The organism is Butyrivibrio sp. AE2032, assembly GCF_000702965.1.
In genome coordinates this window covers 1,588,033-1,609,854 of sequence record NZ_JNLF01000005.1, presented here as the reverse complement: position 1 = coordinate 1,609,854, position 21,822 = coordinate 1,588,033, and the positions used below count along the sequence as shown (strand labels likewise).

The following is a 21,822-nucleotide window of genomic DNA, read 5'->3' as shown; positions in this document are numbered from 1 at the left end:
TAAAAGAGCCCCTTGGCTTACATATAATACGGTTCAGTGGATACCTTGCCGTTCCTGAATCTTGCGTCGGTGTAAAGACCCGATACTTTTCCGTAAGCTATTATGTTCCCCGTGTTGCCCTCGCTGTCGGTGTCGAGCTCGAGGAAGAATTCCTGCATTCTCGGATTAACCGCGTTCAGCGCGCCCTTGAGCCTTTCGACAGGGGCTTTGAGAGCTATTACGTAGACGTCGAAAGTGTGGGTATAGCCGTGACCGATATGAGGTCCGTTGTATTCGGTAAGCTTATGCGCCCAGCCGTGCGGAAGTTCCGTTTCCGTTATCCCTTCCGACTTCCAGTGCAGATAACCGTTCGAGTTCCTGTCGACCATGTAGATAACGTACTGGCCGGCGCCTTCCACGGGCTCCCATTTGAGCTCTGGCGATTCGTTTTCGCCGATATGGGTGTTGGAAATAATGTCGGCCCATCTGCCGTCCACGAGATCTTCCGATGTGACTTCGAAGGTGGCAAAGCCCGGCAGGTAATCGCTGAATTCGACAAAGGCCTCGGTCTCCGGAGGGTATTCGGAGCCGTCATCCACTAAGAGACCGGATGCATCGTCGTTTCCGCCGGCACTGGTCTGTTCGGCGGAATCTGCTGTTGATGAGACGGCTTCGAAAGGCTCTTCAGTTACTGCGGCGGTCGAAGGTGACTCCTCGACGATCTGCCTGAAGCAGCCGGATGTCCCGGCAAGCATTGCGGCGCACATTATTATCGCGAAAACTTTTCTCTTCATATCTGTTGAAGGCGTCCTTCCTTTTTCCGATGCAGAGATTATAGCAAAAAACGTTCCCGGGACGTCATTTTTTTGAGCGGGGTTCTACGGACCGTCGGTTTTTCGCGGGAGGAAGAGCCACGGGAATATCGTCTTTTCGCGAGCGGGGAAGAGATGTTCAGATGATATAATCGAAAACAGCAAACGACTGAAAGAAGGTTCTGCCATGATACGCGAAGCACGCAAAGAAGATCTGGATGCCATACTCGAACTGTATCTCTGTCTTCACGAGGAGAGCATTCCCGAACATGATGAGCATCTCAAGGACACCTGGGATCAGATAATAAATGACCCGAACCATCACCTGATCGTGTACGAGCTTGACGGCAAGATCGTATCCTCATGCGTGTGCGTGATAATCCCCAATCTTTCGAGGAATGTCAGGCCTTATGCGTTCATCGAGAACGTCGTAACCCATAAAGATCACAGAAAGCACGGCTATGCGGGCGCGTGCCTCGACTATGCGAAAGATATAGCTTTAAAGGAAAACTGCTACAAGATGATGCTCCTGACGGGCTCAAAGAGACCCGAGACGCTGCGTTTCTACGAGAATGCCGGATATAACTCCACCGACAAGACGGCGTTCATACAGTGGCTCTGAAACTCAGGCGGGGATATCGAAAGGATATAGAGAGAACTTACTTTTCAGCCTTAACGAGTGCGGATGCCTCTTCGGGCGGAACCGGCCTGCCCCAGACGTAACCCTGGATGTAGTCGCAGCCGATTTTCTTCAGCACTTCCACCTGATCGGCGGATTCGACGCCTTCGGAGATTACCTTCAGATCGAGAACGTGACCTATGGAGATGATCATAGCTACGTACTGCTTTGAAGAATCGCTGAGGTTCATCTGGTCGATGAAGGACTTGTCGATCTTGAGCATGTCGGAAGGGAAGCTGTTCAGGTAGCTCAGCGACGAATAACCCGTTCCGAAATCATCGATAGCGACCTTCATGCCCATCTGCTTGATCTCATCGATGCGCTGCAGCGCCTTTTCAGCCGAATCGATCATGATGGATTCGGTTATCTCGACCTCGATGCGCTCGGGCGCGATATTGTGTGTCTCAAGGACCTTCTTCATCTCTTCGATGAAATTATTCTTCATGAGGTGTCTGACGGAGACGTTTACGCTCAGCATGAGATCGCTGTCTGCGCCGCTGATGTCATTCAGGAATCCTGCAGCAAGATCGAAAACGCGCAGATCGATGCGGTCGATGAGACCGGTCTTTTCCGCAACGGGAATGAAGTCGACCGGGCTGATGAAGGATCCGTCGTCGTCCTTCATGCGGGCGAGAGCTTCAAATCCGCGGAGCTTATGATTCATGTCATACTGGGGCTGGAGATGGAAGAATATCGTATTGTTATTTAAAGCGGTACGTATCTTGCGCTCGATCTCCAAAGTCTTCTCGGCGTGGAGGAGATCCTGCGAGAACTTAAGGACACGGCTGCCTGAACCGCTCTTCTTAACTTCGTGCAGCGCGGAATCGGCATAGGCGAACAGGGTGTTGTATTCGTCGCTGTGCTCCGGATACTGCGCATATCCGAAGCAGGCGGTCATGTAATAGTCGCAGTCGTCTATCGTGATCTTTTTCTCGAGCTCGGCCTTATAGGCGTTGAGAGAATCTTCCAGAGCGGTTTCCGATCCGTATTCGCTTATGATGAGCAGATATTCATCGCCGCTGATCCTTGCGACGAAATCGACCGTCCCGGTCTTCGCGGAATCAGCCAGGTTCATCCATCTGTCGGCGATCTCCTTGAGGACCTTGTCGCCCGCGTGGTGACCCATCGTGTCGTTGATGCTCTTGAAGTTGTTGAGGTCGACGGAAACGACCGTGAACCTCTCGTTGTGCTTGATGTAATCCTGCATGAGCTCGCCGCACGCGAAGCGGTTCGGGAGGCCCGTGAGCCTGTCTGTTACGGCCTGGTCGCGGATGCTCTGCTGATATCTCGTGATCTTTCTGTTCGCGAAGAAGATTATCGTGATCGCCACGATTATGAGGACATTAGTGAAGAAACCGGGTATGCCCGCGTAGTTATGGCGCACGAAAGTGTTGATAACGAGCATCGGGAACTGGAAAAGGAGCATTGCAAGCGATACGAAATATCCTACCTTGCGGAAGAGCATGACGAGGCAGATGATGCAGATGTTTCCGAGCATCGAGAAAACGCCGGTCAGCGAAGCGTATGCTATGGGGATGTCTCCGATCGTCAAAACGCCCTGGGTCCTTGCGGCGTAGGCCGTAAAGAAGGTGGCGATAAAATAGAGCATTACCAGAAGTATGAATGCGCTCTTAGGGGCTTCCTTGTTGAGAGAAAGCTTATCTAAGGTTCTATCTATCTTGGTTTTACCTTTTCTGACCATCAATACGCACCCTTGAAGCGATATTTCGAGTTATATTACGGCAATTATATCAGGTGTGAAATTGTATAACTTGCTCCAAATTGTTTCGGAAGTGTCTATATTGAACACAAACTGTAAATTAAGAGTTAACGTTTTTCAGACTATCCGGCCCACTGTTTACGGTATTCGCGGGGTGATTTCCCGAAGAATTTCCTGAACGTTTCTGACATGTAGCTCACGCCGCCGAAACCCGTCAGCGATGCTATCTCTGACATGGACATTCCGCCGGAACGCAGGAGTTCCGCCACTTTGCGGCACCTGAAGTGCATCAGGTAATTGATCGGCGATTCCCCGACATACTGGTGGAAGAGCGAGTTGCATAAAGACTTGCTGACACTGCCGCTGGCGGCAATATCAGCTAATGTGACCTGTTTCTGATAGTTGTTTGAGATGAAGTTCATCATGGACTTGAAAGACTGGATCTTTGGATCTGACACGACTTCTTCGGTCGCGCCAAGCGTCTCGGCATGTTTTCTTATAATGTCCCATATCTGATAGAACTGCTTCGTGATCGCGAAAGGATCGTGCCTGATTTCCGGCAGCCCAAGAACGAGATTCCTTATAGATTCAGTGTGTTCATTGATATAACGGAATCTCATGTATGGGAGATCCTGGTTGTCGATGATCGGCCTTACTGCCTGCATCTCCACCGTGATCGAGTTCACGAGTATGCTCGGATGGAGTATGCAGATGACGTATTTTGCGACCTCTCCGTTAACTGACATGTTGTAGTGGATCTGGTTTGAATTGACGACGATCGTATCGCCTGCCCTTAGAAGGAGCTCTTTGCCGTTAACAAAATAAGCGACCTGGCCTTCCTTGATGGTCATAATCTCTATGTCTTCATGGAAGTGTGGAACGCCCTCCCATGTGACCTTCGGCGCGATCCAGCCGTCGTAGATATAGGACGGGAAGTTGGGATCATCGTAATTTACTATCTCGGAGCCGTCGTCTCTTTTAACGATGAGCCCCATCTGTTCTATCTTCATAACTATATTTCTCCAAATTTCCGAAAAGTATAACAATCTTACATGCCTGTGGAAAATAGTTATAAAAACAAGGCATTTATAAACTGTTTTCGCGTTTCTATCTACAATATACTTGCAATTGAAGAAAAATGAAAGAGGAAAAACGGTATGGATGAAGCAGTAGTAATGAAGAATGTCTGCAAAGACTTTAAGGTCTTAAACCGCCATGAAGGTCTCAAGGGAAGCATAAAGGATCTGTTTTCGAGAGACTACAAGACAGTGTCTGCCGTTAAGGACGTCACCATGACGGTCGGAAGGGGAGAGATAATCGGATACCTGGGCCCCAACGGCGCGGGTAAATCCACTACGATCAAGATGATGACGGGCGTTCTAGAGCCGTCTTCGGGCGAGATACTTGTCAACGGAAAGGTCCCGTATAAGAACAGGACCGAGAACTGCGAGAACATCGGAGTAGTTTTCGGACAGAGGAGCCAGCTCTGGTGGTCGCTGCCGCTGATCGAATCGTTCAAGCTCTTGAGGGATCTCTACATGGTTCCCGAAAAGGACTATGAGGAGATGATCGAACTCTACCGTTCACTGGTAGACATCGAGCCGATACTGCACAAGCCCGTAAGGCAGATGTCACTGGGTCAGAGGACACTTAGCGACATCCTCGCGGCATTCCTGCACAACCCGGCGATCGTGTTCCTCGATGAGCCCACGATAGGTCTCGACGTGTCCATGAAGGCGAAGATCCGTGAGCTGATCCTGGGTCTTAACAAAGAGAAGAATACGACAGTAATACTCACCACCCACGACATGGGCGACGTTGACGCGCTGTGCAAGAGGATCGTCATCATCGATAAGGGAACGAAGATCTACGACAACGACATAGAGCACCTGAAGAACTATTTCGGATCGTACAGGACATTAAAGCTCAAGCTCGCCGACGATTCGTGGGAAGAATACCTGATCGACGAGAAGACCACGGATGTCATGGACGTCATCATGGAAAAGCAGAAAGAAAAGAAGATAAAGGACGTCAAGATTCTTGAGATCTCCACGGAAGAGGTCATCAAGAAGATCTACGAAGGGAGCGCAGTATGAATCCCAAAAGGCTGTTATCGATAACAAGGGCCGGGATAATGGAGTCACTGCAGTTCAGACTCGGCATCTTTGTTACTCTCTTTGCGAACCTGATCTATCTGGTTCTCGTCTACTATCTGTGGAAGGCGATCTACGACTCGTCCGGCACATCCGTTGTAAACGGTATGACCTTTGAAGACACCATGATCTACCTGATCCTCGCGACGGCGCTCTTCAACTTCCTCGAAATGTTCGTCGTCTGGGACATGAGCAGGAAGATCCAGTCGGGTTCGCTCGTATTGGATCTTTTGAAACCGATGAGGTTCCGTAAATACACGTTCTGGTCTTACACGGGCAATCACGTGGTCCAGTTCGTACTGACATTCATACCGACGTTCATCATCGTCATGATCGTCACCAAGGGCGCCATACCTTTAGGTCTGAATATTTTGTGGTTCCTGATCGCAACGGTTTTCGCGCTCATCATAAACTACAACATCGAGATGCTTGTAGCTCCGATATGTCTTTTCACCGAATCGACATGGGGCATCAACATCGTAAAAGAGACTATCGTATTACTTCTGTCGGGCGCTTCGATCCCTTTGGCATTCTTCCCTGAGAAGGCAAGGATCGTTGTACAGTATCTGCCTTTCAGAGCGGTCTACGACATACCGCTGTCGATCTTGCTCGGCAAGAGCGGATCGGATACATGGCAGGGACTTCTGCAGCTCTTCGGACTGCAGCTGATCTGGCTCGTAGTGCTTACGGCAGCGGGCAACATTTTCTGGAACTGTGCGGTGAAGAAAGTCACCGTGAATGGAGGCTGACATGCGCAAAAGAGGACTGAGATTTTACGCGAGAATGTACAGAAAGATTCTCGTACAGGACCTTAAGAGCAAGATGAGCTACCGTGCGGACTTCATCATTTCGACTTTCGGAATGATAATGACGAACATCTCGGGCTTTGTCACCTTCATGATCCTGTTCCACAACTTCCCGACGATCAACGGCTGGGACTACTACCATATGCTGTTCCTGTACGGCTTCTCGCTGGTCGCGCTGACACCGGTGCAGTGCTTCTTCGACAACAACTGGAATCTGCGATTCATGGTCCAGAGCGGCGACTTCATCAAGTACTGCTTCAGACCGGTCAACGTGTTCTTCTATTTCATATCGGAGGTCTTCGACGTGAAGGGTTTGGGACAGCTGGCGTTCGGCATCGGCACCATCGTCTATGCGTGGATCAGGATAGGGATACCTGTCACACCGCTGATCATTTTGAAGCTGATCGTGTTCCTGCTGACCGCATCCCTGTTCATGATCGCGCTCATGAACTTCGCGGCCGCGACATGCTTCTGGATCAAGGGTTCAGGCTACGTAATGGTCATCATGTTCCGCTTCAAGGATTTCGCGAAATACCCGTCGTCCATCTTTGAAGGGATCTTCAAGGTGATCTTCACGTTCATCATCCCGATCGCGTTCATCGCCTACTACCCGAGCCTCGTCATCCTCACGCCTGACAACGTTCCGCTGCTCTCGTGGATATCGCCCCTGTACGGACTCGTCTTCGTCTACCTGAGCTACAGGTTCTGGATGCTCGGTGTACGAAAATACGACTTCACGGGTTCGTGACAGGATTTAGGATGCGCGCTGCCTGAGGCGGCCGGGTTTGACAGATTGAGTAACAACATTTGGAGCGGCCGCCTTTCCGGTCCGTGACCGGGCGGGGGATGCCCCGTGAAACCGATCTAAGCTATTATGAGAAAAACTAAGGAGGAATATTGAGATGAATGACCTGGTAAAGATAATCAAACAGACTGTTATGCCGAATTTCCTGAATATCAGGACTTCGATCAAAGCTTACGACAGAGACGCCCTCTGCTGCGGCGCACCTTGCTGGCGCTGGGCCTATCACGCGCTCCACTCCGCCGACAAGTGGTTCATCAACCCCAACGTCTACGAGGAGCCGTCCTTCCACGAAGAAGGCATGGACAATCCCGACAATCCGACATCCGTCGTGCTCTCCGACGAGCAGCTCCTCGAGTACCTTGATTCGATCGAAAAGAAGACGCTGGACTACCTCGACACTCTGTCTGACGACATGCTCTACGAGTGTCCCGAAAACTGCCGCTTCACCAGGATGGAGCTGGTATTGCGCCAGTACAGGCACCTGTCTTTTCATACGGGCATGCTGAACGGCCAGACTGCCCTGGCAACGGGTAAGTTCCCGATGTGGGTATCCGATGCCGACAAGTTCATCGATGACGGCGTGTTCTTCGGCCGTTACAGGAAGGGCCCGACAAAGATCTGAGTTGCTGCGGTTTGCTGAGGTTCGCGGCGGTTGTGGCGGTTCGCTGAAACTGTTGCGGCTTGCAGCTGTCTGCAGTGGTATGCAGCGGTCATCTGGTTCTACATGAGGTATCGTAACCGAGGATTTTTTCCCGAAAACGATACCTTGCAAAGTCATCAAAATGCGAAAGAGTTCAGTAGTACGTAAAACAGTACCGTTTCAAGGTAGTTTTGGTACCAGATCACGTACTTTATCGAATATTTACGCAAAACAGTACCGTTTCACGGCACTTTTGGTACCAGATCACGTACTTTATTGAATATTTACGAAAACGATACCTTGCAAAGTCAGCAAATATCGTTTTTCAAGACTTTTCCCATGAAAACGATATCTCGGTGCTTCGTCAGGTATCGTTTTTTGATAAATTCCATGAAAAACGATATCTTGTTATCGCAAAATCGAAAAATGAAAATTTAAGATAACTTGCGGGTTTCCTTCTTGCGTTCCGCAGAAAAGCACCCTGTTGCAGCCTGCTCAGAGGTCAGGCCCGGAGATGAAGATCATGGCTGCGAATTTATCCCAAACCTTGGATTATTTCCGCCGCGGGATAATTTTCGAAGGCATAATTATCCCAAATCTTTAAAAATGAATCTCAAGGGATAATTTCCTGTCCGTTTTTTATCCCAATCGCCCCGAAAAGCTTTCCCCGGGATAATTTCGCGCTCGATTTTTATCCCAAAGTCCCGAAAAATGAACGATCGGGATAATTTAGCAATCTCCGCCTCCGCTCCCCGAGCCTTGACAAACAGACTCCGGCGGCTTAAAATGACACCATGTCATTTTATCGACCAACGGTCAACTGCCAATGCATTACGCGCAGCGATGATGGTCACATGACAAGCAGCAGAACTGGTTCACCCGGACGGAGGTTTATATGCCGAGAGTCAGCGAGGAATATTTCGAGAAGAAGCGCAAAGAGATAATTGATGCGGCGTACCGCGTGTGCACCAGAAAGCCGATCACATCGATCGAGATGAAGGACATTATCGCGGAGACCGGCTTTTCGCACGGGGTTATCTACAGGTATTACAAAGACATCGACGAGGTGTTCAAGGACCTGGTCATCACGATCAATTCTGAGAACAAGATCGACGACAGGCTGGATGAGATCCTTAACAATGCTGACATCAGGGATTGGGAGCAGACTATTTACGATATCTGCCAGATGCTCGCTGACTACATGAAGGAAGTCGGAACGGATCTTCTTAAGGTATCGATCTACGGCGACATGCTCGCAATGACTGATCCCGAACGTGCGATGAACATCGCGAAAAGACTCGGCAAGGACGAGCAGAGCCCGCTGCTTTATGCGACTGAAGCCATGACGGATTTCCTTACAAAAGCCGTTAAGCAGAACAAGTTAAAGCCTGCGGTGCCGGTCGATCAGATCATCCAGTTTTTTATCGTGAACTATCACGGGATCCAGTCGGGATATGTGCTCACGGATTGCTTCAAGGCAGAGCACATAAAGGGCAAATATAAGGTCGACGACATGTACAGGAACCTGGCGACATCGGTGGTGCTGATGATGGGCGGAAAGGCCCGGACAAACTGACCGGTGCGGAAAACCAGGAAAAACTGCACTGCAGGCGGAAAGGCAAGACAATGATCTTTCATACATTCGGAAATAAGGACAACAGATCAATAATCCTCATCCACGGGATGCTAACGCCGTGGCAGATCTGGAACTATGCGGCGAAGCAGTTCGCTAAAGATTACTATGTGATCGTGCCTGAGCTCGATGCCCATACGGAGGTAACGCCTACCGTGTTCCATTCGGTGGAAGAGGAGGCTGCGAAGATCCATGATTACATTATGGAAGAACTGGGCGGAAAAGTCTTTCTTCTTGCCGGATTATCGATGGGCGGAAGGATAGCCGCAACCCTTGCAAAGAGCGATGACCTGAGCGTCGAAAACCTGGTGCTTGACGGAGCGCCGCTGACTAAGCTAAACGGTCTGCTGAAGGCAATAATGAAGTCGAACTACAAAACGATAATCATGAAGTCAAAACAGCACGACGCGAAGATCCTTGAGCAGGCAAAGAAAGACTTTCTGCCTGAGAACATGCTCCCTTACTACATCAAGATCGCCGAAAACATGATCATGGTGTCGGTAAACAACATGATAGATTCAGTGTTTATGCCTTTCGATTTCAAAGAATACAAAAGCAACATGAGGATCCTTTTCATGCACGGAACTAAGGGCAATGAGTCGGTATCCGCGAAGTGCGCGGTCAGGATGAAGAAGAGCAATCCGCAGACTGAGATAAGGGCATTCGAAGGCCTCGCACATGCTGAGCTCGCGTGTTTCGAGCCCGAAAAGTGGTACGGGGAAGTGAGGAGCTTTATAAGCGCATGATCGATTACATCAGGGAAAACTTAAGCTACTATCCCATGTACTACAGGCTCCTTTTCAAAACGAAAAAGGAGTTCACGCCGGAACGCGTGGATTACGGGCCGGACAGGAACCAGTATTTTCTGTACTACGAGCCCGCGAAACCCGTCAGCGGAAAGGTTGTCATCTGGGTGCACGGCGGTGGCTGGAATGCAGGCGATCCGAAGTTCTTCGACTTTGTCGGCCAGAGCATGGCAAAGGCCGGATACCGCTTTGTTTCCGTGGGTTACAGGCTGTCGCCGAAAAATAAATATCCCGCGCAGATAGAAGACGTCTGCAAGTGTTTTAATGCGGCTGTCAGATATCTCGAAGACAAAGGCATCGATACGTCAGAGCTTATTGTATCAGGACCTTCCGCGGGCGCGCATCTGTCGTCGATAATGTGCTACAGCAAAAAGGTTCAGGAAAAATATAATGTCGACGTATCAAACGTCATCGGTTACATCGGCGTCGGAGGGCCTTACAGCTTCAGGAAGGATCAGGGCATGACACTTAAGATGCTTTTGGGAATGCTTTTCGCGAAGGGGTACGACAGAACGGAAGGCGAGCCGTGGTCTCTCATGGACAAAAGCCATATCCCGATGCTGCTGATACAGAGCAGGCACGACGGACTTCTCGCGTTCGAATGCGCGGAAGACTTTGCCGAAAAGGCCGCGACGGTCGGAAACAGGTGCGAGATCTACGAAGTCGAAGATAAAAGGAACACGCATTCCTGGTATACGGCAGGGTGCTTTCTCTTCAGCCGCGAAGAGGATAAGACGTTAAACAGGTTCGTGACCTGGATCGAGAACATTTAAGATGAGCCGCCGGGCCGTGCGGCGCCGGGAGCTGCTGCCAGTTGAAGTCAGTTGCCCTCAGCAGTCAGTTGCCCTCAGCATCCATCAGTTACAGTCCGCCGCGATCAGAAAAACACTTCAAATTAAAGGCCGTCCCTCAGGTGATGCAACTCACCTTGGAGACGGCCTGAATGATTTTTGTTAAAGTTTAATCAGATGCCCAATGCCTGGAGCTCTGCTACGACTGCGTCAACCTGCTGCTCGCAGAGCTTGCAGTTCTTTCCGCCGAGGCTGCCCATGTTTGCCCAGCCGTTGGAGATGGCGCCCATGGCGATGTTCTTCATTACGTTTTCCTTGCCGATGGCTTCGTTCTTCATGACTGTCCACTTGGTGCCTTCGCCCTTCATGGATGCGGGAACGATCTGGACCTGATTCTGTCTGTCGACCTCAGGGAAACAGATAACCTTTGTAAATGCATGATCTACGAGCATCGGCTTTCCGGGTGTGAATTCATGATCCTTTATTGCGTCGAAAAGTGACTGTACGTTGTAGCTGTTCTTAAATTCAACCTTCTTTTGCTTGATTCCAAATGCCATATGAGCCTCCAAGTTATATTGATCACCCCGTTTCGGACGGGTTCCAAACTAATGATACTACTTACATAGGAATTTGTAACAACTCTTTTTGAGAAATTTAATATAAAGACAATATCCGGGCATCATTCGAGTAGTAATATGGGGACATCAAAAATGAAACAAGCGAGGTAACAGGTTGATCTCTTTTATCATTGCGCTGGCCGTACTGCTCATTGGCTATTTCACATACGGTAAACTTACCGAAAAGATCTTTGGTCCCGACGACCGCAAGACGCCCGCTGTCGAGATAAACGACGGTGTCGACTGCATGCCCGTGAAGACATGGAAGGCGCTTCTCATCCAGCTCCTCAACATCGCCGGAACGGGTCCCATTTTCGGCGCCCTGATGGGTGCGTGTTTCGGACCTGTCGTATTCCTTTGGATAGTATTCGGTTCCATCCTCGGCGGCGCAGTGCACGATTACATGAGCGGCATGATCTCGTCGAGGCACAGGGGCGCATCGATCGCCGAACTCTCGGGCATCTATCTCGGCAAGCCCGCGCTCTACGCAATGAGAGTCTTCTCGATACTGCTACTGCTCCTGACGGGCACGGTCTTCGTCACTTCGCCCGCATCGCTCATAGCAATGCTCACTCCCGGTTTTCTCGGCAACACGTTCTGGATAATCGTGATCCTGCTCTACTATGTCGCCGCAACGCTGCTCCCGATCGACAAGGTCATCGGCAAGCTCTATCCGGTTTTCGGCGTCATATTGATTGTCATGGCCGTCAGCATCGCGGGCGCCATGATCGTTCTTCCGCAGTACACCATTCCCGAAGTATCGCTGGCAGATCTTCATCCCGACGGACTTCCGGTCTGGCCTTTCATGTTCATAACCGTCGCGTGCGGCGCGATCTCGGGTTTCCATGCGACGCAGTCTCCCATGATGGCGAAATGTATCACCTCCGAGAAGGCCGGACGCAAGGTCTTCTACGGCGCCATGATCATCGAATCCGTCATAGCGCTCGTATGGGCCGCCGCTGGCGTCGCCTTCTACGGCAGCACGAAGATGCTCGGTGACGCACTCTCGGAAGTCGGACAGTCGGGCGCGGTATACGAGATCAGCAAGACGATGCTCGGCAACGCCGGCGGGATCCTCGCCATAATCGGCGTAGTCGTATGTCCCATCACTTCAGGCGATACAGCATTCAGGAGCGCGAGACTTATCCTTGCCGAATGGACGGGCCTGGAGCAGAAGAAGATCAAGAACCGACTCATAATAACTATCCCTCTCCTTGCCGCAGGCGCTGTCCTGACGCAGCTCGATTTCAACGTTCTCTGGAGATATTTCTCATGGAGCAACCAGACTCTCGCCATGATCTCCCTCTGGGTCGCGACCGCATATCTCGTCTTCAACGGCAAAAAGATCGCGAGCCTCATAACGGCGCTGCCAGCAGCTTTCATGAGCGCGGTGAGCGTCACATACATCCTTATGGCGCCCGAAGGGTTCAAGCAGTCCGCAGTCATCGGCTATCCCGCAGGCATTGTTTTCGCCGCCGTCCTTTTAGTGATATATTTTGTGATGTGCACCAAAAAAGTTCACTTGAAGGGACAGGTACGGGGATGAGGAATATCAAAAGGCTGACGGCGATCCTGATGTGCGCCGTTATGGCACTTTCGGTCTGCAGTTGTTCGTTTGTCGAAAGGGTGGTCGACAAGGTCAAAAACGACCCCAAAAAGCTTGAGAAAGCCGACGCGGAGCAGATCTTTGAGTATCTGAAGAATGAGGACATCGAGAGCCTGTGCGCTCTGTTTTCTCCCGAAGTAAAGAAGCATCACAACTTAGAGCTCGAGTGGGAGATCTTTTTCGATAATCTGGACGGCAATCTCGTGTCATATAAGAGCTTGAGTTATCCGGGCGAAGGCGGCAGTACCGATAAGAACGGTGAAGTCATCGATTCCCATATCTCGGTCAATTACAACGGAGTCACCACCGACACGGGAACCCAGTACAAGGAATTCGGATACTATCACGTAAGGGTCAACAGGAACGATCCGGATTCGGAGGGTCTTACGGTATTTACGATGCAGCTTCCGGTCTCGGGCAACTGGATAAGCGTCGGCGGGGAATAAGCCTGTTAAGTGTCCTGATTTTCCTTTCGAAAACCGTTAGTGCAAGAGCCCCCCTTAAAGCGCCGTCAGGATTGAAAAGGCGTATTGTTTTCGCTACTATTAAATAATCAGACGTGCGCGTTTTATGGGGAGGATAAGGTCTCGTGTCGAAGAAGAATAGGAGTAACCTGTCTTCCAAGATCATCCTGATGGTCGAGTGCATCATCCTGATCTCCAGCACGATCTTTTGCGCGATCTCCATCTACAGGGCAAGAGTCGGTATCCGCAAGGCGATCCAGCAGCGAATGCTCGACATTGCGAACTGCGCTTCCGGATCGGTCAACGGCGAGGTCATTAAGCACCTGACAGAGGACCAGGTCGGCAGCATCGGATACAACAAGATCTATGACACGCTTGCCGTCTTCAGGGACAACGTCGAACTCGAATACGTCTACTGCATCAAACAGGTGGGCGAGAAAGACTTTATCTTCACCATGGATCTTGACCAGGTAAGCCCCGCAAGCTACGGCGACAGCGTCGAATACACCGATGCGCTTGCGATAGCAGGAAACGGGACCGCAGCTGTCGACGAGGTTCCTTACACCGACCAGTGGGGCGAATTCTACAGCGCCTACAGCCCCGTTTTCGATTCGACGGGAAAGGTCGTCGGCATAGTAGTCGTCGACTTCTCGGCCGGCTGGTTCAACGACCAGCTTTCATCACAGACACGCTCGACGGTAATAAGCTATGTGATCATCCTCCTCTTATCGCTCCTCGTTGCAGCGCTCTTATCGCTCCTTACGGTAAGGCCGTTTGTCAGGGCACAGGGCGAACTCCTTGAAGAGAAGGTCAGGGCCGAGAGCGCCAACCACGCAAAGAGCGACTTCCTGGCCAACATGTCGCACGAGATAAGAACGCCGATCAACGCTGTCCTCGGCATGAACGAGATGATCATAAGAGAGGACCACCGCGCCCAGGAAGCTGCCGACGGCGATCCGAAGGCAGTGCAGGAAGCTATCCAGAACATCGGCGTTTATGCGGGCGACGTCAAGAAAGCCGGGCATAATCTCCTGGCCATCGTCAACGATATCCTCGACTTTTCGAAGATCGAGGCGGGTGCCATGGACCTGTCGGAATCGCCTTATCAGCTGAGTTCTCTTCTGAACGACCTCAACAACATGATCGTTTTCAAGGCGCAGGACAAGGGTCTTGATTTCTCGATAGACGCCGACCCTTCGATCCCCTGCGAGATCTGCGGAGACGAGGTGCGCGTCCGCCAGATCTTCACGAACCTTCTGAACAATGCGGTCAAGTATACGGACAAGGGCTCGGTCACTTTCAACCTTCACGGTGAGAAGCAGGACGGCGGAAGAATCCTTCTTGTTGCCTCCGTCAAAGATACGGGCATCGGCATCAGGTCTGAGGATAAAGAGAAGCTCTTCACGAAGTTCCAGCGTCTCGAAATGGAGCACAACAGCACGCTTGAAGGCACGGGCCTTGGCCTCGTCATCACGCAGCGACTTCTGGATCTCATGGGCGGAACCATTGAGGTCGATAGTGAATACGGCAAGGGCTCCACATTCACTGTCACCTTTCCGCAGAGGATAATCAACGCGACTCCGATGGGCAATTTCCATACCCATTTCGCAGCGAACATGCCGATCGACACACCGTACCGCGAATCTTTCCGCGCGCCTTCCGCGCACATCCTTATTGTCGACGACACGAAGATGAACCTGACCGTTGTTGTCAGTCTCCTTAAGAACACGCTGATGAAGATCGATACGGCCCTGTCCGGCGCAGAAGCGGTCGACATGGCATGGAGGATCAGATACGACCTGATCTTCATGGACCAGAGAATGCCCGAAATGGACGGCACCGAGGCCCTGCACCGTATCCGTCAGAAAGAGGACGGAGCGAGCGCCAAAACCCCGGTCGTCTGCCTTACCGCAGATGCAGTCATTGGCGCGAAAGAGCGCTATCTCGCAGAGGGTTTCTCGGATTATCTGACCAAGCCGGTCGACAATCACGCATTGGAAAAAATGCTTTTGAAATACCTTCCCGAAGAGAAGATCGAACTCGTTGCCGGGCAGGCAGAAGAGTCAGACTCCGGTTCCGGAAATGATGTCTCCGACGAGTTCTCGGATCTCCGTCCGGTCGGCATAGATCCGCAGACGGGTCTCATGTTCTGCCAGGAAGACGGTGCTCTCTACAGATCCCTGCTGATAGAATACGCAAACGGCTGGACCGAGAAAAAGGAGCGTCTGCAGAAGAGCTATGAAGCCGAAGACTGGCACGATTACGGCATCTTTACACACTCTCTCAAGAGCACGTCCAAGATGATCGGCGCGTTGTCGCTTTCCGAGCGTTTCGCCAAGCTCGAAGCCGCAGCCAACGCTGAAGACGCCGGCACGATAAGGTCGGAGCACAACGTCGTCATGAAGGCATATGAATCAGTAACGGGCGCCATCCTGTCACTGATCGGTCCTGACTCTTCAACAGGTTCCGACGACGGCGACGTCATGGAATTCTCGCCGAGCGAAGACGTTATCGAATTCCTTCCGAGCGGGGAAGAGGAATAAACGCAAAACAAAGGAGGGCTGTATCAAAATGCCGGTACAGCCCCTTACTTTCGCTTTTTGGCTGGCATTTGCCCAATGCCTGCTTTTCTGCCGTGTAAAAACGGCGAAAAACTGACCCCTTGAAGTGGATGTGCTAATGACCAGCCATGTCTGCCGGAAGGCCGAAGTATCGAAATGTTTAAGAAACCTCCGTTTCCGATATCTGTCGAGAGTTCAACGTATCGAAATCCGGGGAAATCCTTTGTTTTCGATACCTCGGCTGAACCGCAGATATCGTTATTGAGATTTTTCTTCCGAAAACGATACCTTTGATCTTCCACTGATATCGTTTTTGAAGACTTTTTCCTGAAAACGATACCTTTGATCTCCCGCTGATATCGTTTTTGAAGACTTTTTCCTGAAAACGATACCTTTGATCTCCCGCTGATATCGTTTTTGAAGACTTTTTCCTGAAAACGATATCGTAGCTTTCCTTGCAGCCGATTTTATCCCAAACCGTGAATTATTGCCTCCGTGGGATAATTTTCAGAGGTGAATTTATCCCAAAAGTTTAAATATGCTTCACTTGGGATAATTTGCGGTCCGAATTTTATCCCAAATCGCAAGAAACCCTCATCTTGGGATAATTTCGAGCACAAATTTTATCCCAAATCGCAAGAAACCCTCATCTTGGGATAATTTCGATCTCACCTTTCAAAAGTCGAGGTATCGAAACGCAGATAATCACTTCGATTTCGATACCTGTCGAAAAGACAGGTCAGAATTCTGCAATCAACTGCAACTGCCACACTTGCTGAAACAATAAGGGGCTGTCTCATTATGTTTTGAGACAGCCCCTGTATAACCTTTCGCAAATACCATTTATTTATGTTTATAGACTTTCGCAAGAGACTGGAGTGATATGCCGTTCGGCAGCTTTACGAGTTTATCGTTCTTGAAAAGTCCGGTGGACACATCAATGGGCGTGTGTCCGTCATAGAGTCTTACTTCGATCAAAACGTAGTCATCGAACTCGGAGATCGTGATCTCAACATTGCCGGTATAACGCACTTCCATTTTCTTCAGGTACTTGATGAGCTTGGCCGTGTCATAAGCGGCGCGCTCCTGTGTGTAGCGCCAGTCTGAAGCATTGCTCGTCGTGGCAACGGCGGTATAGGTATAGGTCGTCTTTTCGATCTCCTTGTAATTTGAGCTGGAACCGTTGACCAGATTCTTGAAACGGACCTCTCTTACTTCGGATACCGTTTTTCCGTTGAGCTCGAAATAAGCCTTGTAAGACTCGACCAGACCGTTGTTTACTGACGCTTCCAGCACATATGCCGGTTCACTTTTTGTTCCGCACGAAACAGCCATCAGGCACATAAGCATCAGTGCCATCACAGTGCATATCGTCTTTACTATTTTGGTCTTCATAATAAGCCGCCCCCAAATGCGCTTGATTTTTGTGTCAGAATATCACAATCCGCGGCTCATTTGAATCTAAAAGTGTCGAAAACGGCTCTGATTGCTTCATCTTCAGTCTTAAAACCGAAATAGACAGCATGTTTTCCGACAACTTTTTCGCCGAGTGTGAAGATCAGTTCGTTCGTATCCTCATCGACCGTCTTTACCGCGATCTCCCTGCCGTCATAGCTGTCCAGCATGAGACTTACGGTAAATCCCTTGGGGAAAGTACCCGTTACGACCGCTTCAGAAGCGCCGTCAGCGCCGAAATCCAGATATCTGAAGCCTACCGTTGCGCCGCTCTGGATATCGACGACCGGTGAGGAATCGCCCTCATAAACAGGGCTGATGTGTGCGCGTCTTACATCCTTATTCGTGCCTTCCGCATTGTCCAGATAATTGGGCTTGCCGGTGCCGTCGTAGATGTGGCATGCATAACCTGCGGAAATTATGGAGAAAGCATCAAGTCCGTCAGCGTTGAAGCCCTGTGATGTCATCTCGACCGTGTCGGAGCTTACGGGTTCGCCGTTCTCGTAGGTGATCTTGCCGATAAAGATCTTTCCGTTCTTATCGACAGCAACGTCTACAGGATCGACCATTCCCTGTCTTGCGAATTCGTTGCAGCCCGTCTGTCTGTGATAGAAGACGTACCACTTATCCTTTATCTGCATCAGAGAACCGTGGTTGTTGCCCCACTGATATGTCATTATGCCGTTGCCGTCAGGTCCCGTGATGACTTCGCCGCCGTTGAAGCTGATGTCTCCGCCCGGCTGGTAATCGCCGAGAGGGGTGTCGCACCACTTGTAGCTCAGGAAACCGTTGCAGCTGCCGAAAACGCCCGACTGGGGCTTGTTGTATTCATATCTCTTCGAATAGATGAGTACGTATTTGCCGTTGACCTTTCTCGGGCTCGATGCTTCGAAAAATCCGTCAACCGGATCGACATGTCCGTCGTCTTCCTTGATCCAGAAGGGTTTTGAATGGCCGATCAGATGAGGTCTTACAGTCTCTTTCTTAAGAGTGCACATGTCATCGTTGAGCTCGCCCGCATAGGATTCGCAGAAGCCCCAGAATGCATAGACCCTGCCGTCGTCATCTACCAGGATGCCGGGGTCAAAGCCGAGCTCCGTTTTAACAGGATCCGTAAAAGGACCCCACGGTGTCTTTGACTTGGCGAGCATTATTACCGATCCCTTTGACTCTGCCGCATACATATAGAAAGTGTCGCCCTTCTGAACGACATCGGGCGCATAGAGCATTCCGCCGTCAGATGCCCTGTAGCATTCGCCGTGGCATGTCCAGTTTGTCAGATCGTCCACGGGTGCCGACCATACGACATAATCGGGACCGCAGTATTCGGTCTTCATTGTGTCGTGTGATCCGTAGATATATATCCTCGTCTCGCCATTGTATGTGAATACGCGCGGCTCGCCGTCCGGGATATGTTCCCAAAGCGGAAGATAAGGATTGGCGCTCTTGATAGTTTTGATGTCAGTGTTCTCCATCGTAATACCTCACTTTTGTCCCTTGATTACACTATGCTACAACATAATCCCTGATTATGTAACTGATATATTGACGCGCTTTTTATTATTTTGTGAGGTCCGGTCACGGTCTGCGGAAGGGCATATCAAACGGTTAGTTTGTGCTAACTGTATAAAAACAGCCGTGTCAACCGCAAGGTTAGTTTATTCTAACTGTCAATTCCGCACAAAAGACGCCGAGTATATAATGGTGTCGAAAATAAAGTTTTACGATGCCGTCTGTCTGCAGGACTGGGCCCGATGTCAGGACTAAACAGCGGCCGGCATGGATCGGAGAGGTTATGACCTTAAAGGAACTCAAAGCAGGGCAGAGTTGCATAGTTGAGACAGTAGGCGGGGAAGGCGCGCTGAGGCAGCATTTCCTCGATATGGGAATACTCCCGGGCGCTGAGATCACGATCGTGAAGTTCGCGCCGATGGGAGATCCTGTCGAAGTCAGGATCCACGGATACGAGCTGTCGCTCAGACTCGATGACGCCGCACAGATCACCGTAAGAGACTCAGTTAAAAAGGCTGAGGAAGACAAGCCCGAGAAGCGCAAATCAAAGGTCGCGCACCCGAATCTCGGTGAGCCGGGCATCCACCACGACAAAAAGCATGAGAATCCTCTGCCGGATGACCACGTCCTTTCTTTCGCTCTCGTGGGCAATCAGAACAGCGGAAAGACAACTCTTTTTAACAGACTGACAGGTTCGAACCAGCACGTCGGCAATTTCCCGGGCGTTACGGTGGACCGCAAGGACGGCGCGATAATAGGGCACGAAAAGACCGTGATCACGGACCTTCCGGGCATCTACTCGATGTCTCCCTATTCGAAAGAAGAGATCGTGTCGAGGGATTTCGTGCTCGACAACAAGCCCGACGCGATAATAAACATCGTTGACTCCACGAATATCGAGCGCAATCTCTACCTGACGATGCAGCTTCTCGAGACCGAACGTCCCGTTGTAGTTGCGCTCAACATGATGGACGAGCTGACCGGAAACGGCGGTTCGGTCGATATCAACATGATGGAGCAGATCCTGGGCGTGCCTGTCGTTCCGATCAGCGCTGCAAAGAACCAGGGCATCGGCGAGCTCATTTCGCACGCCATCCACATCGCGAAATATTGCGAAAAGCCTCTTGAGCAGGACTTCTGCGCACCCGAGAGCCCTATCCACAGCTCGATCCACGCGGTCGAACACCTTATTGAGGAAAAGGCGAAGAGCACGGGTCTGCCGCTGAGATTTGCGGCATGCAAAGCGCTCGAAGGCGATGAACTCATACTTAACCAGCTGGACCTCGACGAGAACGAGAAAGATCTCCTCGAGCACATCAGGGTAAAGGTCGAAAAAAAGTCCGGCTTAGATCCCGCTGCGGCTGTCGCAGACATGAGATTCACATACATCATGCAGCTCGTCGGAAGCTGCGTTACGAAGCCCGTTCAGAACAAGGAACGCGAGAGGAGCGAGAAGGTCGACAGGATCCTGACCGGCAAGTTCACCGCGATCCCGATCTTCATCCTTATAATGGCTGCGGTCTTCTTCCTGACGTTTAACGTCATCGGTGCGGGCCTCCAGTGGCTGCTCGAACAGGGAATAGATACACTTACCAAATGGACTGAAAAGGCGCTCGTTGCGGCCAACGTAAACGATGTCATCCACAGCCTCATAATCGACGGCATCTTCGAAGGTGTCGGAAGCGTACTGAGCTTCCTGCCGATCGTTGTCGTAATGTTCTTCTTCCTGTCGCTCCTCGAGGACAGCGGATACATCGCGCGCATCGCGTTTTTCATGGACAAGCTCTTACGTAAGATCGGCCTTTCGGGAAGATCCATCGTGCCTCTCCTCATCGGCTTCGGATGCACGGTTCCCGCCGTCATGTCCACGAGAACGCTCCCTTCAGACAGGGACCGTAAGATGACAATAATCCTCACGCCTTTCATGAGCTGCACCGCAAAGCTCCCCATCTACGCTTTCTTTGTAAGCTCTTTCTTCCCGGGCCAGGGCGGTCTCGTAATGACGGGCCTTTATCTCCTGAGCATCGTTATCGGGATACTGATAGCTTTTGTATACAAGAAACTCCTCTTCAAGGGCGAGGCTGCACCTTTCGTAATGGAACTGCCGAACTACAGACTGCCTTCGATCAGGTCGACCCTGCAGCTCATGTGGGAGAAGGCGAAAGACTTCCTCCAGAAGGCTTTCTCGGTTATCCTCATCGCCACGGTAGTCGTCTGGTTCCTGCAGAGCTTCGATACGAGATTTAACCTTGTCACCGATTCGCAGACGAGCATAATGGCCCTGATCGCCGGATTCCTTGCGCCCGTAATGAAGCCTTTGGGCCTCGGCGACTGGCGCATCACGACATCCCTCATCAGCGGCTTCATGGCAAAAGAGAGCGTCGTCTCCGTATTGGAAGTCCTCTTCGGCGCCGAAGGCGGCATCACCGCAGTGCTCGGCACCGTCGAAGCCGGAACGCTCCTTATCTTCAGCCTTCTGTACACGCCCTGCGTTGCGGCAATCGCATCCGTAAAGCGTGAGCTCGGCTGGAAATGGGCTGCCGCACTGGTCGTCTGGCAGTGCATCCTCGCGTGGATCGTAAGCTTCCTGTTCAGGATCCTGATGCTCGCCATAGGAGGTGCTCTGTGAGACCTGTTGATATCGTGCTGATAATCGTGCTGGCCGCCGTACTTGCAGGTGCTGTCGTGCTCGCCGTCAGGCGTAAGAAGACCAGTCCCTGCTGCGGTAACTGCGCCGAGTGCATGAAGAAACGCAACGCGTGCGGGGAGAAATGAGTTTTTAG

At 51.0% G+C, this 21,822-nt stretch carries 19 protein-coding genes; 13 read left to right on the top strand and 6 right to left on the bottom strand.

What is annotated here, in order from left to right; translation table 11 throughout:
- Positions 1-17: 17 nt before the first annotated feature.
- Positions 18-773 (bottom strand): hypothetical protein, encoded by a 756-nt coding sequence (locus BO18_RS24755; RefSeq protein WP_034450350.1) that lies wholly within the window; start codon positions 771-773, stop codon positions 18-20.
- Positions 774-978: 205 nt separating this feature from the next.
- Here BO18_RS24755 and BO18_RS24750 point away from each other — a divergent pair, with 205 nt between their 5' ends.
- Positions 979-1,413: a GNAT family N-acetyltransferase gene (locus tag BO18_RS24750; RefSeq protein ID WP_034450349.1), complete on the top strand. Its 435-nt coding sequence runs from the start codon at positions 979-981 to the stop codon at positions 1,411-1,413.
- Between the two features lie 37 nt (positions 1,414-1,450).
- Here the strand turns inward: BO18_RS24750 and BO18_RS24745 are convergent, their stop codons facing one another.
- Positions 1,451-3,172 carry a putative bifunctional diguanylate cyclase/phosphodiesterase gene (locus tag BO18_RS24745; protein WP_034450346.1) on the bottom strand — a complete coding sequence of 574 codons (1,722 nt, stop codon included), beginning with the start codon at positions 3,170-3,172 and terminating at the stop codon, positions 1,451-1,453.
- Between the two features lie 140 nt (positions 3,173-3,312).
- Entirely contained in the window at positions 3,313-4,200 is an 888-nt protein-coding gene (locus BO18_RS24740) for an AraC family transcriptional regulator (RefSeq protein ID WP_034450345.1), read from the bottom strand.
- A gap of 147 nt (positions 4,201-4,347) precedes the next feature.
- Between BO18_RS24740 and BO18_RS24735 the strand changes: the two genes are divergently transcribed.
- The 7 genes from BO18_RS24735 to BO18_RS24705 all read left to right on the top strand — a co-directional run bounded on the left by BO18_RS24735 (position 4,348) and on the right by BO18_RS24705 (position 10,806).
- The gene (locus BO18_RS24735) at positions 4,348-5,286 is read left to right on the top strand and encodes an ABC transporter ATP-binding protein (protein ID WP_034450342.1); all 939 of its coding nucleotides are present in this window, start codon (positions 4,348-4,350) and stop codon (positions 5,284-5,286) included.
- Positions 5,283-6,092: an ABC transporter permease gene (locus tag BO18_RS24730; RefSeq protein ID WP_034450340.1), complete on the top strand. Its 810-nt coding sequence runs from the start codon at positions 5,283-5,285 to the stop codon at positions 6,090-6,092. Before BO18_RS24735 ends, BO18_RS24730 begins: the two co-directional genes overlap by 4 nt.
- Before the next feature lies 1 nt (position 6,093).
- Positions 6,094-6,897 (top strand): ABC transporter permease, encoded by an 804-nt coding sequence (locus BO18_RS24725; protein WP_034450338.1) that lies wholly within the window; start codon positions 6,094-6,096, stop codon positions 6,895-6,897.
- 154 nt (positions 6,898-7,051) lie between these two features.
- Positions 7,052-7,576 carry a hypothetical protein gene (locus BO18_RS24720; protein WP_034450336.1) on the top strand — a complete coding sequence of 175 codons (525 nt, stop codon included), beginning with the start codon at positions 7,052-7,054 and terminating at the stop codon, positions 7,574-7,576.
- Positions 7,577-8,489: 913 nt separating this feature from the next.
- Complete coding sequence (locus tag BO18_RS33495) at positions 8,490-9,170, top strand: TetR/AcrR family transcriptional regulator (RefSeq protein WP_051689134.1); 681 nt, start codon at positions 8,490-8,492, stop codon at positions 9,168-9,170.
- Between the two features lie 50 nt (positions 9,171-9,220).
- Positions 9,221-9,973, top strand: coding sequence for an alpha/beta fold hydrolase (locus BO18_RS33490; protein ID WP_051689133.1), 753 nt, complete (start codon positions 9,221-9,223; stop codon positions 9,971-9,973).
- Positions 9,970-10,806 (top strand): alpha/beta hydrolase, encoded by an 837-nt coding sequence (locus tag BO18_RS24705; protein WP_034450334.1) that lies wholly within the window; start codon positions 9,970-9,972, stop codon positions 10,804-10,806. The genes BO18_RS33490 and BO18_RS24705 overlap by 4 nt, the downstream gene beginning before the upstream one ends.
- A gap of 191 nt (positions 10,807-10,997) precedes the next feature.
- On the opposite strand, the gene BO18_RS24700 is transcribed toward BO18_RS24705, so the two are convergent.
- On the bottom strand, positions 10,998-11,381 hold the full coding sequence (locus BO18_RS24700; RefSeq protein ID WP_034450332.1) for a hypothetical protein: 384 nt from the start codon (positions 11,379-11,381) through the stop codon (positions 10,998-11,000).
- A 175-nt stretch (positions 11,382-11,556) separates the two neighbouring features.
- Between BO18_RS24700 and BO18_RS24695 the strand changes: the two genes are divergently transcribed.
- The 3 genes from BO18_RS24695 to BO18_RS33485 all read left to right on the top strand — a co-directional run bounded on the left by BO18_RS24695 (position 11,557) and on the right by BO18_RS33485 (position 16,054).
- Positions 11,557-12,987 carry a carbon starvation CstA family protein gene (locus BO18_RS24695; protein WP_034450331.1) on the top strand — a complete coding sequence of 477 codons (1,431 nt, stop codon included), beginning with the start codon at positions 11,557-11,559 and terminating at the stop codon, positions 12,985-12,987.
- Positions 12,984-13,493, top strand: a complete 510-nt coding sequence (locus BO18_RS24690) for a DUF5104 domain-containing protein (RefSeq protein ID WP_034450330.1) — start codon at positions 12,984-12,986, stop codon at positions 13,491-13,493. Before BO18_RS24695 ends, BO18_RS24690 begins: the two co-directional genes overlap by 4 nt.
- Positions 13,494-13,636: 143 nt before the next feature.
- A complete protein-coding gene (locus BO18_RS33485; RefSeq protein ID WP_051689132.1) occupies positions 13,637-16,054 on the top strand; it encodes an ATP-binding protein in 2,418 nt (805 codons plus the stop codon).
- An 861-nt stretch (positions 16,055-16,915) separates the two neighbouring features.
- Here BO18_RS33485 and BO18_RS24680 read toward each other — a convergent pair.
- Positions 16,916-17,467: a hypothetical protein gene (locus BO18_RS24680; protein WP_034450328.1), complete on the bottom strand. Its 552-nt coding sequence runs from the start codon at positions 17,465-17,467 to the stop codon at positions 16,916-16,918.
- Positions 17,468-17,523: 56 nt separating this feature from the next.
- Positions 17,524-19,002, bottom strand: coding sequence for a family 43 glycosylhydrolase (locus BO18_RS24675; protein WP_051689131.1), 1,479 nt, complete (start codon positions 19,000-19,002; stop codon positions 17,524-17,526).
- Positions 19,003-19,322: 320 nt separating this feature from the next.
- On the opposite strand from BO18_RS24675, the gene feoB reads away from it, so the two are divergent.
- Together feoB and BO18_RS35085 are read left to right on the top strand one after the other, a co-directional pair.
- Positions 19,323-21,668, top strand: coding sequence for a ferrous iron transport protein B (feoB, locus tag BO18_RS24670; RefSeq protein WP_034450327.1), 2,346 nt, complete (start codon positions 19,323-19,325; stop codon positions 21,666-21,668).
- Positions 21,665-21,814, top strand: a complete 150-nt coding sequence (locus BO18_RS35085; RefSeq protein ID WP_185752569.1) for a FeoB-associated Cys-rich membrane protein — start codon at positions 21,665-21,667, stop codon at positions 21,812-21,814. Before feoB ends, BO18_RS35085 begins: the two co-directional genes overlap by 4 nt.
- Positions 21,815-21,822 lie beyond the last annotated feature (8 nt).

What these genes read in the sequence shown, in the direction of transcription:
- BO18_RS24755 (WP_034450350.1), bottom strand. Translation starts at nt 773, where the DNA reads ATGAAGAGAAAAGTTTTCGCGATAATAATGTGCGCCGCAATGCTTGCC.
- BO18_RS24750 (WP_034450349.1), top strand. Translation starts at nt 979, where the DNA reads ATGATACGCGAAGCACGCAAAGAAGATCTGGATGCCATACTCGAACTG.
- BO18_RS24745 (WP_034450346.1), bottom strand. Translation starts at nt 3,172, where the DNA reads ATGGTCAGAAAAGGTAAAACCAAGATAGATAGAACCTTAGATAAGCTT.
- BO18_RS24740 (WP_034450345.1), bottom strand. Translation starts at nt 4,200, where the DNA reads ATGAAGATAGAACAGATGGGGCTCATCGTTAAAAGAGACGACGGCTCC.
- BO18_RS24735 (WP_034450342.1), top strand. Translation starts at nt 4,348, where the DNA reads ATGGATGAAGCAGTAGTAATGAAGAATGTCTGCAAAGACTTTAAGGTC.
- BO18_RS24730 (WP_034450340.1), top strand. Translation starts at nt 5,283, where the DNA reads ATGAATCCCAAAAGGCTGTTATCGATAACAAGGGCCGGGATAATGGAG.
- BO18_RS24725 (WP_034450338.1), top strand. Translation starts at nt 6,094, where the DNA reads ATGCGCAAAAGAGGACTGAGATTTTACGCGAGAATGTACAGAAAGATT.
- BO18_RS24720 (WP_034450336.1), top strand. Translation starts at nt 7,052, where the DNA reads ATGAATGACCTGGTAAAGATAATCAAACAGACTGTTATGCCGAATTTC.
- BO18_RS33495 (WP_051689134.1), top strand. Translation starts at nt 8,490, where the DNA reads ATGCCGAGAGTCAGCGAGGAATATTTCGAGAAGAAGCGCAAAGAGATA.
- BO18_RS33490 (WP_051689133.1), top strand. Translation starts at nt 9,221, where the DNA reads ATGATCTTTCATACATTCGGAAATAAGGACAACAGATCAATAATCCTC.
- BO18_RS24705 (WP_034450334.1), top strand. Translation starts at nt 9,970, where the DNA reads ATGATCGATTACATCAGGGAAAACTTAAGCTACTATCCCATGTACTAC.
- BO18_RS24700 (WP_034450332.1), bottom strand. Translation starts at nt 11,381, where the DNA reads ATGGCATTTGGAATCAAGCAAAAGAAGGTTGAATTTAAGAACAGCTAC.
- BO18_RS24690 (WP_034450330.1), top strand. Translation starts at nt 12,984, where the DNA reads ATGAGGAATATCAAAAGGCTGACGGCGATCCTGATGTGCGCCGTTATG.
- BO18_RS24680 (WP_034450328.1), bottom strand. Translation starts at nt 17,467, where the DNA reads ATGAAGACCAAAATAGTAAAGACGATATGCACTGTGATGGCACTGATG.
- BO18_RS24675 (WP_051689131.1), bottom strand. Translation starts at nt 19,002, where the DNA reads ATGGAGAACACTGACATCAAAACTATCAAGAGCGCCAATCCTTATCTT.
- feoB (WP_034450327.1), top strand. Translation starts at nt 19,323, where the DNA reads ATGACCTTAAAGGAACTCAAAGCAGGGCAGAGTTGCATAGTTGAGACA.